The organism is Streptomyces sp. NPDC085524, from assembly GCF_044541755.1.
GTDB lineage: Bacteria > Actinomycetota > Actinomycetes > Streptomycetales > Streptomycetaceae > Streptomyces.
Genome location: NZ_JBITTH010000042.1, coordinates 19879 through 34321 on the forward strand (window position 1 = coordinate 19879; position 14443 = coordinate 34321).

A 14443-nucleotide genomic window follows, 5' to 3' on the forward strand; every position below is an offset into this window, starting at 1 on the left:
GGCCCCGTCACCCGCCCCCCTGTTTCCTCCGACCGGGGGGCGGTGCTCGGCCGCGTGGCCCAAGACCGCCCCGCACGGGACGCCGGTCCGCGGAGGGGGTGCTTGGGTGGCGTTCGGACGCTGCCGGGCCGCGGTCCGGCGGCCCGCGCCGGGCATTCGAGGAGGCGGTCTACGTTGAGTTCCCACCGGAAAGGACCGCGGGGAGTGATCCCCGCCCACCTGCTCAAGGGTCAGAGGGCCTTGGTCACCGGCGCCAACAGCGGGATCGGGAAGGCCACGGCCATCGGCCTGGGCCGGGCCGGCGCCGACGTGGTGGTGAACTACGTGGCCGGTGCGGAGGAAGCCGAGAAGGTGGCCGAGGAGATCAGGTCGTTCGGCGTGCGCGCCGCCGCGTACGAGGCGGACGTGTCGCAGGAGGACCAGGTCGTCGCCATGATGGACCGGATGGTCCAGGAGTTCGGCACGATCGACATCCTGGTCGCCAACGCCGGACTGCAGCGCGACGCCCCCTTCGAGGAGATGACGCTCGCCCAGTGGCAGAAGGTGATCGACGTCAATCTCACGGGCCAGTTCCTGTGCGCGCGGGAGGCGACGAAGGAGTTCCTGCGGCGCGGCGTGGTCCCGGAGGTGTCCCACGCGGCCGGGAAGATCATCTGCATGAGCTCCGTGCACCAGATCATCCCCTGGGCGGGGCACGTGAACTACGCCGCCTCCAAGGGCGGCGTGCAGATGCTGATGGAGACCCTGGCCCAGGAGCTCGCGCCCAAGCGGATCCGCGTCAACGCGATCGCCCCGGGCGCCATCCGGACGCCGATCAACCGGAGCGCGTGGGAGACCGAAGAGGCCCGGGAGGACCTGCTCAAGCTGATCCCGTACGACCGCATCGGCGACCCCGAGGACATCGCCCACGCGGCGGTGGGCCTCGCCTCCGACCTCATGGACTACGTCGTCGGCGCCACGCTCTACGTGGACGGCGGGATGACCCTCTTCCCCGGCTTCGCCACCGGCGGCTGAGGCCGGCGGCCCGGCCCGGCACCCGAGCCCGGCGCCGAACCCCGTCCGGCCCGTGATCCCGAGCGGCAAAGGAACGCATGCACACCACGGTCCACCTGCTGGCGGCGGACAGCCCCGCGCAGCTGCTCCCGGCCAGGGAGCTGATGGCGTTCACCCTCGCCTCTCACATCATCCTGGTGCCGATGGGCGTGGCGCTGCCGCTCATCACCCTGGTCATGCACTACCGCGGCCTGCGCAGGAACGACCCCACGGCCCTGCTGCTGGCCCGGCGCTGGTCGGCCGTGATGGCCGTGCAGTTCGCGATCGGCGTGGTCACCGGCACCGTGCTGTCGTTCGAGTTCGGCCTGCTCTGGCCGGGGCTGATGGGCCGGTGGGGTGACGTCTTCGGCATCGGTTTCGGCGTCGAGGCATGGGCGTTCTTCCTCGAAGCGGTGCTCATCGCCATCTACCTGTACGGCTGGCGCAGGCTGAAGCCCCGCACCCATTTCCTGCTCGGCCTGCCCCTGCCGGCCACCGCGCTGCTGGGGGCCTTCGGCATCCTGGCCGCCAACTCGTGGATGAACACCCCCCAGGGGTTCACCCTCGACTCCGCCGGCAACCCGGTCGACGTGGACGTCCGGAAGGCGGTCTTCACCCCGATGTTCGGGCCCGAGTACTGGCACTTCGTGATGGCGATGCTGGTGACCGCGGGCTACGTCGTGGCGGGCGTGTACGCCGTCGGGTGGCTGCGCGGGCGCCGGGACCACTACCACCGGCTCGGCTTCGCGGTCCCCTTCACCCTCGCCGCGGCGGCCACCCCGGTGCAGTTCGTCCTGGGCGACTCGATCGCCCGGCAGGTGTTCCACAAGCAGCCCGTGAAGTTCGCGGCGACGGAGCTCGTCTGGGACACCGGCACCCACGTACCGGAGTACCTGTACGGCCGGCTCCATCCGGACGGGACCGTCTCCGGTGGCATCAGGATCCCCCAGCTCGACTCCATCCTGGCCGGGTTCACACCGGACACGCAGGTGACCGGGCTCAGCTCCGTCCCGGCGGGCGACCGGCCGAACGCCACTCAGGCCACGATCGCGCACTGGGCCTTCGACACCATGGTCGGGATCGGGAGCCTGCTCCTGCTCCTCGCCCTCTGCTACGGCTTCGTCCGGCTGCGCCACCGGCGGCTGCCCGCCTCCAAGTGGTTCTACCGCGGAGCCGCCTGCGCCGGCGTCGCCTCCGTCATCGCCGTCGAGTGCGGCTGGATCACCACCGAGGTGGGGCGCCAGCCCTGGATCGTCTACCAGAACATGCGCGTCGCGGAGGCCGTGACCTCTACCCGCTCCACCACCCTCTGGATCATGTTCGGTCTGGTGATCGTCGTGTACGTGTGCGTCTTCGGGGTGTTCCTCGGGATCCTGCTGAAGATGCGCGACGGGTGGCGCCTGGCCGACGGACGGGCGGCCGGGCGGGTGACGGGCGGGCCTCCCGCGGAGGAGCCGGAGGCGGTCACCCCGTACGGTCCGCGCCCGCCCGCGGGAGGTGACGGGTGATGGCCGGCTTCGTCGCCTTCGTGCTGCTGCTCGCGGTGGCCGCGTACGCCTGTGGCGGCGGCACCGACTACGGGGCCGGCTTCTGGGACCTGACGGCCGGCGGGCCCGAGCGCGGCAAGCGCCCGCGGTGGCTGATCGACCACGCGATGGCGCCCGTGTGGGAGGTCAACAACGTCTGGCTGATCTTCGTCCTGGTCCTGATGTGGACCGGGTTCCCCGTGATGTTCCAGACCGTGTTCACCGCACTGTGGCTCCCCCTGGCGCTCGCCGCCCTCGGCATGGTCCTGCGCGGCGCCGGATTCGCCCTGCGCAAACCCGCCCGGCGGCTGGCCCGGCGACGGCTCTACGGCACCGTCTTCGCCGTCTCCTCCCTGCTCACCCCGTTCTTCCTCGGGGCGGCGGCCGGCGCCGTCGCCACCGGCCGGATCGCGCCGGGCGTCGAGGCCTCGGCCGACGCGTGGGCCAACCACGCGTCCCTCGCGTTCGGGCTGCTCACCGTCGCCGCGACCGCGCTCCTCGGCGCCGTGTTCCTGACCGCCGACGCCGCGCGCTTCGACGCGCCCGACCTGGTCGGCTACTTCAGGCTCCGCGCCCTCGCCGCCCTCGTCGCGGCCGCCCTGGCGGCGGTGTGGGTGCTCGTGGTGACCCGGGGCGACTCCCCCCACGTCTGGCACGGGCTGACCCACGGCGTGGGGCTCGCCCTGGCCGTCGTTTCCCTGGTGTGCTTCGCCGCGACGGGGCTGTTCGTGGTGCGGCTGCGGACGCATCCGGCCCGTTTCGGCGCCGTCGGCACCGTCGTCGCGGCCGTCCTCGCCTGGGGGTTCGCGCAGCGCCCCTACCTCATCCCCACCTCGCTGTCCGTGGCGGAGGCGGCGGGGGATTCCGAGACCCTGGTCTGGCTGACGGTGGTCAGCCTGGTCTCCCTGCTGCTCGTCGCCCCGGCCGTCTTCTTCCTGTACTGGCTGGACACCCACGGCGAGCTGGAGCCCCTCACCGATTCCGATCTGCGCCGCACCGGCCCCGCGACGGGCGACGAGTCGCCGTGAGCGGGGGGTCACACGGGGCCGGCGGGCATCGGCTCCGCGACCCCGGCCCGTTTGTACGTGCGCATCAGCACGGGTGTGACCGGTTCGTTCCGGACGGGCCGGCCGGCCGGCCGGTGCGAGGGGTGCCCCGGGCCGCACGTGCCGGGGCACCCCTCGCACCGGGTGGCTACGGCGCGGCCGCCGGCATCGCGTAGCCGAGGAGGCCCTCCCTCGTGTAGGGCCCTTCGCAGTCGGCCCTGCCGCTGACGAAGTGGTCGAACACGGACGGGATGTAGCACCGGTAGAGGGGCACGGAGCCCGGCACCGGCTTGGTGTACACGTATCCGACCGCTCCGAGGGGCTGCTGGCCCTCGCACCCCGGGTCGGGGGTCAGCAGCGAGTGCTCGGCCACCTTGCACTCGTAGAGCCGGACCGTGCCGGGCGCGGGGTCCCGGAGCACCTTCCAGACCCCTTCGTGGGTGAACCCGGCGGGCAGGGGGCGCGAAGAGGCGAGGTGCCCGGCGTGGGGGCGGTAGCCGCGCACCAGTGGCGCGTAGGGGGTGGTGTGGCCGCTGCTGCGCTCCCAGGTGCGCAGATAGCCCTCGGCGCCCCGCATGAGTTCGTCCACCACGTCCTGTCCGCCGGTGACCCGGATGTCCTCGATCCAGTCCGGTACGAGGCCGTAGTGGGTGCCGCCTCCGTCGGTGTTGACGTCCCAGACGCGGGAGCCGGTGACCTGCCGGTCGAGGACCGAGCCGCCGTCGGGGCTGCGGAAGGGGTAGTGGACGGGGTTCCCGGCCGCGGCCCGGGGGCCGGGGAGCCAGGCGAAGCCGTTCATGTCGGTGCCGATCCCGTACCCGGCTCCGTACTCGGCCCGCAGGTCCGCGTGCCGGCGCGCCTCGGCGGTGAACGCGGTCGCCTCGTACATGTGGCCGGTGATGAGGCCGCCCAGGCGGTAGACCCGCTCGGTCCAGTTGTCGTCCGTCCAGCCGTGCGTGGACAGGACGCCGGAGTACTGCTCGGCTTCGAGCACGCGCAGCGCCTGGTTCGCCGCCTTGACGCTCATGTGGTCGAGCTCGAGCATCATGTTGCGTTTCGTCATGCCCAGCACCGCGTACTCGCCCAGTGCGGTCAGGCCCCGCCGGTTGCACTGCGCCGCCTGCAAGGAGGCGCCGTACCGGGGCAGTTCGACCCCTTCGGGCAGCGCGGAGCGGATCCTGGCCTCCGCCTCGGCCCGGGAGGTGCCCGGCTCCTCGGCGGACAGTCCGGCGGCGAGCCCGAAGCCGATCGGGTTGTCGTGCTCGGGGCCGGCGCAGGGCTCGGTGCTCCAGAAGGTGCCGGTCGACAGGAACTGGCCGACGTTGACCGCCATGCCCGTGGTGCCCGTGTCGAACCGGACGCCGCACAGGGCGTTGTCGAACTTGTGGCACAGGAACATGCTGCGCACGCCGAGCCGGTGCAGTTCGTCCAGGCCCCGGTCGATGTCGGCCATGGTGCAGCGGGCGCCGTCCAGCACCTGTTTGCAGCCGAAGGGTTCGGAGGTCTCCACCCCGAGGACGACGGCGAGTTTGCCCGCCTGGACGACCTTGCGGGCCTGGTCGGGCTCGGTGACGACCCGGAACCAGCCCTTGCCGGGGCCGCCGTACATGGCGTCGACGTAGTCCTGGAGTTCGTACGTCTTCTGGATCTGGAGCCTGATCGCGGTCATCTCGTCGCAGCCGCGGTCCTTGAAGAAGTACAGCGAGCAGATGACCCCGTTGGTGACCATGTCGTTCACCAGGACCCGCTGGCCGCCCCGCCAGGCCCGCTCGACCCAGGCGTAGTAGGTCTGCTGGTGGGTGGAGGAGTCGTGGGCCGGCCAGTCGCGGAACGTGGGCCAGCCGTTGGGGTCGTGCCGGCCGTCACCGCCCTTGGTGATCATGTCGAAGAGGGCGAGGACGCCGTTCGGGTAGTGCTCGGGGCAGTCCTTGAGGGCGTCCGCCACCCCTGCCGGGGAGAAGGTCCTTCCGCAGACCAGCCGTCCTCCGAAGCCTTCGTTCGACATCAGGTGGACGTGCGCGTCGACCCAGCCCCGGACCCGGCCCTGGGCGTCGGTCCCGGTGAACGGCTCGCCTGTGACGCCCACTTGGGAGTCCGGGGCCGGGCGCGCCACGGGCTCCCACCACTGCGGGCCCGCCGACGCGCCGCCGGCGGCAGGGCCGAGCACCAGCGTGACCATCGCGAGGACCAGGCCGAGTAACAGGTACCGGCGTCGTGCGAGGACTCTTCGTCGATTCATCCCGAACCCTTTCACGATGAGTTCATGACGATCTGGCCGCCTCGTGGGCGCGGACCAGGGCCAGGTAGTCCGCCGCCAGCCGGTGGCAGTCGCCGGGCCACCGGGCGGAGACGTAGTTGCCGTCCTTGACGGTGAAGCCGCGTCCGGGCCGGGCGGCGGTGTCGCGGACGGGCAGCGGCGGGCCGGCCAGGAAGTGCCCGGGATCGGCGAGGGCCGCAGTGACTTCCTGCTGCACGGTGGTGCGGTACGTGCGGTAGTAGCGCCCCAGCCAGAGCCGGGTGAGGTTCCACCCGGTCAGCTCCAGCAGGGAGGTCAGGGCCGTGGTCCGCCGGCCGTGCAGGACCGAGCGCCCGGTGGCGGGATCCTCGGCCCGGGCGGCGAGCAGCACGCCGTGGCAGACGGCGCCCACCGGCAGCCCCTGGGTGAAGAACCGGGCGAACAGCCGCTGGGCGGTGGCGTCCTCGAGGAGGGTCCGCATGCCCGCGGCGTGGCCGCCGGGTACGAACAGGCCCGTGACGCCGTCCGGATCGACGTCCGCGTACGAGGAGGGGGCGCGGAACCAGGGGTCCTCGGTGAGGCGCCGGTAGGCGGCGAGTTCGGCGCGGCGGGTCATCAGCCAGGGCGACAGCCAGGAGAAGCCGAGGTCCGTGAGCCTGGGGTCGGCGTACGCGGCCTGCCCCGCGGGGGTGGCGAACCGCACCTCGAAGCCCGCGTCCCGCAGTGCCGCCCAGGGCACCGCCGCCTCGGTCGGGTCGTAGTCGCCTGCGGGCAGCAGGAAGAGAATCACGCGTACTCCTCTGAGCGGTGCGGACCGGGGCCGCGGCAAGGGCCGTACGCCGCCCCGGCGCTCCGCGGGCCCGGATCCCCTCGGTGTCCGAAGGCGACCTTAGGAGCGCCCCGCGGCTCCGTCATTCACCCCGGCGGCCAACCCGTTGACTCCCCGGACCCGTTCGCCGCGGCGCCCCGCCCGCAGGCCCGCCGGCCGCTCCGCCCGCCGTCTCCCGCCGACGGCAGGCCGCGTCGGCGGGAGACGGTGTTGACGCGGCCGGTGCGCCCGCATTGACTGGCGGCCGTGTCCACCACCGAGCCGCCCTCCGTCACCTCGTGCTACGCCCTCGCCGTGCTGAGCGCCGCGGCGGACGGCACGGGCGGGTCCGGTTTCCGGTCCCTGCCCGCGGACCGGCTGACGTTCTCGGAGATGCGCGTCGTGTGGGACGAGGTCCTCGGCGCCCGGGACGCCGGCCCGCACACCGGGCTCCTCGTGGGCGACCGCATCCGGCCCACGGGCCTGCACATCCTGGGCCACCTCGTCCTCACGAGCGCCAGCCTCGCGGACGCCGCGCTGGCGGCCGAGCGCTACCACCCCCTGGTGAGCCAGGCGGGCCGGGTGACCGTGGACCGCCGCAGGGACGTCGGCCGGGTCTGCTACCGGCCGACCGTCGACCCGGCGGACATGCACCCCCAGCAGGTGGAGGCCGTCGTCAGCAGCATGGTGCGGGCGGGGCGCTGGATCGCCGGTGACGGCTGGGCGCCCCTGTCCGTGTCGTTCGCGCACCCGCGTGCGGGGTCGGCCGAGCCGTACGCCCGCGTCCTCGGCTGCCCGGTCGTCTTCGACGCCCCGGAGAACGCGATCACGGTCGCCAACGAGGACCTCGACCGGCGCCGCCCGCTCCACGATCCGGCGCTCAACGCCCTGCACCAGGCGTATGCCGACCGGCTCCTGCACCGGCTGTCCGAGCCCCCTGCCGTGGCCGAGCGGGTCCGGCAGTGGCTGGAGCAGGCGGCGCTCGGGGACGCGGGCCCGGAGGGCCCCGCCAAGGAGCTGAACCTCAGCATCCGGACGCTGCGCAGGGCACTGCAGGCGGAGGGCACCTCGTGGCGGGCGCTCCTCGACACCGCCCGGCACGGCCGGGCCAGGCGGCTGCTGGAGACCACGGCCCTGCCGCTGGACCGGATCGCCCCGCTCGTCGGCCTGAGCGGTGCGACGGCCCTGGTCCGCGCCTTCACCCGGTGGGAGGGCATGCCTCCCGGGGCGTACCGCAGCCTCGGGTCCCGGAGCGGGGCGCCGGATCCCGGGGAGGCCGGCAGCGGGTGAGGAAGGTCACCGCCCGGCGGCTCCCCGGGCGGCCGGCTCCGTTGCTAACTTGTCCGGCGGCCTGATGATGCGGGCCCCGGACGAGATGCGCCGTACCCGGTTACGCACGACGACGCGCGAGGTGCCGCCCGAGCGGCGCCGACCGCTGTCCGCACCCGGGCAGCGTCCTCGTCGAGCAAGATGGGCCGTACGCCATGACCGTGCCACTCACCCGCAGCCTGTACCGGACGACCGCGCACGCCGCCGGGGGCCGCACCGGATCCGTCCGCACGGACGACGGGCGCCTGGACGTCCGCCTCGCCCCGCCGCGCAAGAAGGTGCCCGGCACCACCAATCCCGAGCAGCTGTTCGCGGCCGGTTTCGCCGCCTGCTTCACGTCCGCGCTCGCGGAGGTCGCCGCCGAGTTCGGGGCGGACGCCTCCGCCGCCCACGTGGCCTGTGAAGTGCAGCTCGGCACCACGGACACGCCCGCGGGCTACGGCCTCGCGGTGGCCCTCACCGTGAGCCTGCCGGGGTGGCGGGCCGCGGACCTCCAGCCCCTGCTGCACCGGGCGGACGCGGTCTGCCCGTACTCGCAGGCCGTACGCGGCAACGTACCGCTGACACTCCTGGCCGTGGACGGACCCGCCGCAGATGACCGGGCCTGAGTCCGGGCCCGGACCCGCGGACCTCGTCCCGGACGGCCCCGGCGTCCCCGTGCCGGAGCACGGCGCCTGGCTGCGCCGCGGCATCAGCCGCAACGGCGGGCCCCTGGTGGAGGACCGCGAGGTGGTGTGGCTGCAGGCCGGTCCGTACTACGCCGACAGCCGGGGCTTCGCGGGTACGACCACCTTCGACGGCTCCGCGGTGCACTTCCACCACCTCACCGGCGAGCCCGGCGAGGACGCGGGCACCTTCCGGTGGGAGGGGGCGGACCTCGTCGAGCGCGGCACCAACCCGGACGGCAGCACCTTCCTGGAGATCTGGACCCCGCTGCCGGGCGTGGACGGTGCCGCCGGCTCCTGGTCCGGCCGGGACCACCACGTGGTGCGCGTCGGCCGCCACGTGGTGCACGTCGATTTCCGCGAGGGCACGTACTGGCGGCTTTGAACCGGGCATGACGGCAGGTCACCGTCCCTTTCCCGCAGCGGCGTTGTCAGTGGTGGCCACTACGTTGGAGGTGTTGCAAGGGCCGTATTCCGACAGGAGTGGACGATGACCGAGAGCAGTGTTCAGCCCGCGCTCAGGGTTGTGCTGACAGACGTCAACGAGCGTGTGGTGGAGGCGTGGCGGGCGGCGTTCGCGGACACCCCCGGCATCGAGATCCGCCGGGGCTCGATCCTGGACGAGGACGTCGACGCCTGGGTCACCCCGACGAACTCCCGGGGCCGGATGGACGGCGGGGTCGACGCCGTCATCAAGCGGTACCTCGGATCCGGCATCCAGCTGCGGGTGCAGCGGGCGATCCGCGACCGGTTCGCCGGCACCCTCCCGGTGGGCAGCGCGGTCTGCGTCCCGTCGGGGGCGACCGTCCCCCGCTACCTGATATCGACGCCGACCATGGTGCGCTCCTCGCAGAACGTGAGTGCCACGCTGAACGTGGCCCTGGCGTGCGCCGCCGCGTTCCAGGCCGTCCACCGGCAGAACCGGAAGGAGCCGGGCAGCATCCGCTCCGTGGCGCTGGTCGGCATGGGTGCGCAGACCGGCCGGGTCCCGGCCCGGGTGTGCGCGAACCTGATGTGGACCGGCTACACCCTCTTCCACGACCACTGGTTCGAGGACGACGACGAGCTGCGCGCCACGATCACCGCGCAGCTGGACGGCATCGAGAGCGCCCCGGTCGAGCAGCGGGTGCGCATCGTGCCGCCGACGGCCGCCGCCCCTGCCGCCGCCGCTGGCGCTGCCGCAGCGGACGCGCCGGCTGCGGCTCCGGCGGCGGAGCAGCCCTCCGCGGACGACCCCCTGGCCCTGGCGGAGCTCTTCGACGGGGGCGGTGAGCCGTGGATCCCGCTGCTGAAGCCCGTCATCGAGGCGCAGCCGGATGCCGCCCGGTTCATCGGGAAGGGCCGCAGCCCCGAGGTCGTCCCGGTCCGCGAGCTGACCTTCCAGGCGCTCAAGCCCAACCCGCCGCACAAGTGGAAGGTCGTCGTCTTCGGCCAGAACCCGTACCCGCGCCCGGAGAGCGCGACCGGCATCGCCATGTTCGACAACACCTTCAACGACTGGAAGGACAGCCAGTTCGGCAGGGTCGTCAGCATCCGCTGCATCATCAAGGCTGCGGCGATGTGGAAGTACGGCATCGCCAAGAAGACGCCCATCGCCGACGTCCGCGCGCTGTTGAAGGAGCGGGAGACGGTCCAGCCGCCCGAGTGGTTCCAGGCGATGCTCACCCAGGGCGTGCTCCTGCTGAACGCCTCGCTCACCGCCAGCGGGGACGGCGCGATGGGCGCCGACCAGCACACGGCGTTCTGGCGGCCCGTCGCCGAACGGATCGTCGAGGAGATCCTCAAGGCCAAGCAGGAGGCCGACGAGGAGGACCGAGGGGTCGTGTTCGCCTGGTGGGGTGCGCACGCCCGCAGCCTGAAGAAGGTCGTCCTGCGGCTCCAGGAGAAGTACCCGGACGTCGAGGTCCGCCACATCGACCACGCGAACCCGGCGGCGCAGGGCGACATCTTCTGCGAGGGCGACCACTTCGCCCTGGTGAACGAGGCCCTCGCCTCGCTGGGCGCCGACGGCGTCGACTGGCTGCCCAGCAAGGGGTGGAACGAGGGCGCGGCCGGGGCGGGCGGCGGGGACGGGGGTGTCGCGGCCCGCATGGGCGCCTTCATCGAGTCGACCATGAACCTGCACCAGCTGTACCTGGAGCGCCTCACCAGCGTCAAGGACGAGGGCCTGGTCCTCCCCGCGATCACCGGTGTGTTCGACACCCCGCTGATGGACTTCCAGGAGGCCGTCGCGCCGGTCGCCGCGACGCTGTCCGGCATCACCGGACACGTCGACCGGTCGCGGGACTTCGGCAAGCGGAGGGCGGACGAGACGGCCACCGGCCTGTCCGCCGACGCGATAGCCGCGCTCTACCTCTACACCTGCGAGTCCGCCTTCTACCGGGAGATCAACGCCGTCCTGCGCTCGCCGGACCGGACCAGGGTCACTCCCTACCTGCCGTACCTGCGGCTGCTGTTCTCGGCGGTCTCGGGGCTGCCCGCCCACACGCAGCCGCTGTGGCGCGGTGTGTCGCTGGACCTGCGGGCGCAGTACCCGGTGGGCCGGACGGTGACCTGGTGGGGCGTCTCCTCCTGCACCTCCGAGCTGAAGGTGGCCCGGTCCTTCCTGGGCAGCCGCGGCAAGCGGACGCTCTTCGAGGTGACGCCGGCCCAGGCGGTCGGGATCAGGAACTTCTCCGCCTTCACCGGCGAGGAGGAGTACATCCTGGCGCCGGGCACGCAGCTCAAGGTGACGGACGTGAAGAGCGAGCGCGGCGGGCTGTGCACGGTCAGGCTGACCGAAGTGGCCGAATCCGCCATGGTGTCCTGACCCCTGCGCTCGGGGCCCCGCCGCGGAATCGTATGCAGCGGGGCCCACGGGGTGCGCGCGGCGTCAGGGGCGTCAGGACGCCGGCACCGGCTTCTCCGGCGCCAGGGAGTTGCCCGCGGGGATGCGGCCGCAGTCGGACGGGGCGTTCCTGCCCGCAAACCGGTCGTCCATCCAGCTCATCGCGAGGGGCGCCCAGACGACGGGCACGCCGACGTGGCTGAGCAGGTCGAACTGCTTGTACTCGATCGATCCGTTGCCGGTCGAGCAGTACTGGCGGGCGAGCGCCCGGACGTCTCCGGCGACCATGACCCCGTCACCGGTGCCGATGCCCGGGCGGTTGCCGAAGGTGCCCTCGAAGACACCCCCGTTGCCCTGGGCGATGAACCCCGGGACGGCCGGGGTGGGCGCCGAACCGAGGTTGATCCGGTTCACCGCGTCGACGAAGGCGGGCACCGAATTGGGGTCGGCGTACTGCGGCTTCGCCATCTTCTTCCAGGTCAGCCCGGGGTAGCGGCCCAGCGCGTCGACGATCGACCCGCGCTCCAGCTTCTGGTAGACCTCCAGCCCGTAGCTGTTCAGGTAGGGCTTGAGGTCGATGCCGTACGACCGGGAGACCCCGATGAGCGCCATGGGGATGACACCCGTCCACACGAGGGAGCCGTCCACGTACTTGAGGTTGTGCGCCGGGTCCACGAGGAGGCCGCCCTCGGCGAAGCCCACGAGCTTGTCGTTGACCTCGGGCGCGTAGGAAGGCGCGAGCGCGGCGGCCCAGTTGGTGGCGATGGCGCCGCCCGAATACCCCATGAGCCCGAACCGGGTGTCCTGGTTCATTCCGGTCTCCGCGGACCTGGTGGCGGCGCGGATCGAGTCCAGCGTGTTGGTCGCGTACTCCGGGCCGGCCGCGAAGTTCGAGGTCTGTCCCTCGGTGTCCGGGATGACGAGGTTGTAGCCCTGGAGCAGCAGCGGTGCCAGGAAGAGGGCCTCGGCGTTGGCGATGGCGCCGCCCAGGGTGAGGCCGCCGGCGATGGCCCGGGAGGGGCCGTCCTCCGGGTTGAGCGAGTCGTAGAACGACTGGTAGGACACCGCCTTGCCGCCGTCGCCGCTCAGACTGCGCACCACGGTGGTCACGTTGGCGGACGGCCGGCCCTGGGCGTCGGTCGTGCGGTAGAGCAGCTGGATCGCCTTCACCGGGGTGGGGAGGCCCACGAGGTGGTACTGGAGGGTCCGCGTCTTCAGCACGGTGCCCGGCGCGAGCGAGGACAGGGGCTCGCTGCCGGTGTACGTGTAGAACGGGTCGCTCGCGGTGGCGCTCGACGCGGTGGTGCTCGACATGGCGGCGTTCGGCGTGGTGAGCTCGGCGGCCGTGGCTGCCGGAGCGGCGGTCACGGCCATCGCGACGACGACGGCGGTGGCCAGGAGACGGACAGCGTTTCTGGGCGCAAGCACGGCGGTCCTCCGCTGCGGGTGGGGGCGTGGGGATCCGGTGGAGGTTGCGGTCGGGGGACGAACGCGGCTGGCGATCCACCGGGAGAACGTGTTACCAACTGGTAAGTAACGTCCCGGAAACCAGAATGCGGGCGATCCGGGGATGTGTCTCCGGGTTGTACTACAGAGAATCGCGAGGTGAATTGTGACCGGATCCAAACCCGTGGAAGGCGATGACGAGCCCCAGTTCGGCGGAGTCCCGGTCCACAAGCGGCTCCTCGCCGCCGCGCCGGCCCTCGCGCCCGCGGTGACGGCCCGGCTGGTCGAGCAGCTGCCCGCCTACGGAGCGCTGCCCTCGGAACAGCTCCGCGGCGAGATCACCAAGGAAGTGGACCGCGGGATCCGGGCCTTCATCCAGGTGCTGCGCGGCGGCGAACTGCCCGAGGAGGCCGAGCTGGCGCGGATCAGCGAGTCCTCGGCCCGGCGCGCCGACGAGGGCGTACCGCTGGAAGCCGTCGTCGGCGCCTACCACTTCGGCGCGGAGGAGTGCGCGGCGCAGGTCCTCGCGACGGCCGAGCCGGGCGACCTGGCGGACGTGCTGCTGGTCCAGCGGCGGCTCCTCGGCTACCTGCGGCTGGTGAGCTGCGCGGTCGCGGCAGGCTACGTACAGGAGCGGCAGGCGGCGCTCGGCGACGAGCAGGTCGCACGGCAGGCCCTGCTGTCCCGGCTGCTGGAGGGCGGCAACCCGCAGGCGGCGGCCGCCCGCGCCGGGATCCGGCTGCCTCCCTCGTACCTCGTCCTCGGCATCGCCATGGGACCGCACCCGGACGAACTGCGGCCCGGCGTCAACCACTCCGTCGCCGCCCGCCGCAAACTCCGGCGGCTGCGCAACGAACTGCAGCGCCAGACACCGGGCGTCCCGCTGTCCGTGCTGTCCGGCGACGGCGGGCTGGTGCTGATCCCGTACGGGAAGCCGGCCGCGGAGTTCGCCGCCACGGACCGGGAGCGGCTCACCCGGCTGGTCGAGCAGCTCGGCCGGATGTGCGGCGCCGAGCTGACGGTGGCCGCGGCCGCGGCCGCACCGGACGGCGTCGCGGACGCCGCGCGGATGGCCGGCGAGGTGCGCAGGGTCGTGGAGGCGTCCGGGCGGGGTCCCGGACTGTACCTGCTCGACGACGTGCTGCTGGAGTACCAGCTGAGCCGCCCGAGCCCGGCCAGGGACGGGCTCGCCGCGCTGCTCGGCCCCCTGTCCGCGCGCCCGGAGCTGCTCGAGACCCTGCGCACCTTCCTCGCCTGCGGCCTCGACCGGCGCCGGGCCGCCGCCCGGCTCCAGGTCCACCCCAACACGGTGGACTACCGCCTGCGCAGGGCGACGGAGCTGACCGGACTGGACGCGGCCCGGGGCGCCGACCTGCTGACCCTGCACGCCGCGCTGGCCGCCCACGACGCCGTACGGCGGGGAGAGCCCGACTCCGGCTGACCCGCGCGGGGCGGCGCACCCGGGCCGTGGCACACCCGGGCCGACAGACCGCGGCGGACGCGCCACGGCCGGCACACCGGGCCGACA

The 14443-nt window shown here is 73.0% G+C and carries 11 protein-coding genes and 1 riboswitch; of the genes, 8 read left to right on the forward strand and 3 right to left on the reverse strand.

Annotated elements, in window-relative coordinates; all coding sequences use genetic code 11:
- Positions 1-207: 207 nt before the first annotated feature.
- The 3 genes from ACIGFK_RS39665 (at position 208) to ACIGFK_RS39675 (ending at position 3586) form a co-directional block, all read left to right on the forward strand.
- Positions 208-1014 (forward strand): SDR family oxidoreductase, encoded by an 807-nt coding sequence (locus tag ACIGFK_RS39665; protein WP_376661766.1) that lies wholly within the window; start codon positions 208-210, stop codon positions 1012-1014.
- A 77-nt stretch (positions 1015-1091) separates the two neighbouring features.
- A complete protein-coding gene (locus ACIGFK_RS39670; RefSeq protein ID WP_400055770.1) occupies positions 1092-2540 on the forward strand; it encodes a cytochrome ubiquinol oxidase subunit I in 1449 nt (482 codons plus the stop codon).
- Entirely contained in the window at positions 2540-3586 is a 1047-nt protein-coding gene (locus ACIGFK_RS39675; RefSeq protein WP_400055772.1) for a cytochrome d ubiquinol oxidase subunit II, read from the forward strand. Before ACIGFK_RS39670 ends, ACIGFK_RS39675 begins: the two co-directional genes overlap by 1 nt.
- A 166-nt stretch (positions 3587-3752) precedes the next feature.
- On the opposite strand, the gene ACIGFK_RS39680 is transcribed toward ACIGFK_RS39675, so the two are convergent.
- Positions 3753-5843, reverse strand: a complete 2091-nt coding sequence (locus tag ACIGFK_RS39680; protein ID WP_400055774.1) for a hypothetical protein — start codon at positions 5841-5843, stop codon at positions 3753-3755.
- 22 nt (positions 5844-5865) lie between these two features.
- Positions 5866-6630, reverse strand: a complete 765-nt coding sequence (locus tag ACIGFK_RS39685; protein WP_376660091.1) for a type 1 glutamine amidotransferase domain-containing protein — start codon at positions 6628-6630, stop codon at positions 5866-5868.
- Positions 6631-6915: 285 nt separating this feature from the next.
- On the opposite strand from ACIGFK_RS39685, the gene ACIGFK_RS39690 reads away from it, so the two are divergent.
- The 4 genes from ACIGFK_RS39690 to ACIGFK_RS39705 all read left to right on the forward strand — a co-directional run bounded on the left by ACIGFK_RS39690 (position 6916) and on the right by ACIGFK_RS39705 (position 11451).
- A complete protein-coding gene (locus ACIGFK_RS39690; RefSeq protein ID WP_376660092.1) occupies positions 6916-7938 on the forward strand; it encodes an AraC family transcriptional regulator ligand-binding domain-containing protein in 1023 nt (340 codons plus the stop codon).
- Between the two features lie 54 nt (positions 7939-7992).
- Positions 7993-8057, forward strand: a riboswitch (guanidine-III (ykkC-III) riboswitch).
- Between the two features lie 75 nt (positions 8058-8132).
- Entirely contained in the window at positions 8133-8585 is a 453-nt protein-coding gene (locus ACIGFK_RS39695) for an Ohr family peroxiredoxin (RefSeq protein WP_376660093.1), read from the forward strand.
- Positions 8572-9027: a hypothetical protein gene (locus ACIGFK_RS39700; protein ID WP_386470687.1), complete on the forward strand. Its 456-nt coding sequence runs from the start codon at positions 8572-8574 to the stop codon at positions 9025-9027. Before ACIGFK_RS39695 ends, ACIGFK_RS39700 begins: the two co-directional genes overlap by 14 nt.
- A 105-nt stretch (positions 9028-9132) precedes the next feature.
- The gene (locus ACIGFK_RS39705; RefSeq protein WP_376660095.1) at positions 9133-11451 is read left to right on the forward strand and encodes an ADP-ribosyltransferase domain-containing protein; all 2319 of its coding nucleotides are present in this window, start codon (positions 9133-9135) and stop codon (positions 11449-11451) included.
- A gap of 72 nt (positions 11452-11523) precedes the next feature.
- On the opposite strand, the gene ACIGFK_RS39710 is transcribed toward ACIGFK_RS39705, so the two are convergent.
- Positions 11524-12843, reverse strand: coding sequence for a lipase family protein (locus ACIGFK_RS39710; protein ID WP_400055794.1), 1320 nt, complete (start codon positions 12841-12843; stop codon positions 11524-11526).
- A gap of 256 nt (positions 12844-13099) precedes the next feature.
- Here ACIGFK_RS39710 and ACIGFK_RS39715 point away from each other — a divergent pair, with 256 nt between their 5' ends.
- Complete coding sequence (locus ACIGFK_RS39715; protein ID WP_376660096.1) at positions 13100-14356, forward strand: PucR family transcriptional regulator; 1257 nt, start codon at positions 13100-13102, stop codon at positions 14354-14356.
- Positions 14357-14443: the final 87 nt, after the last annotated feature.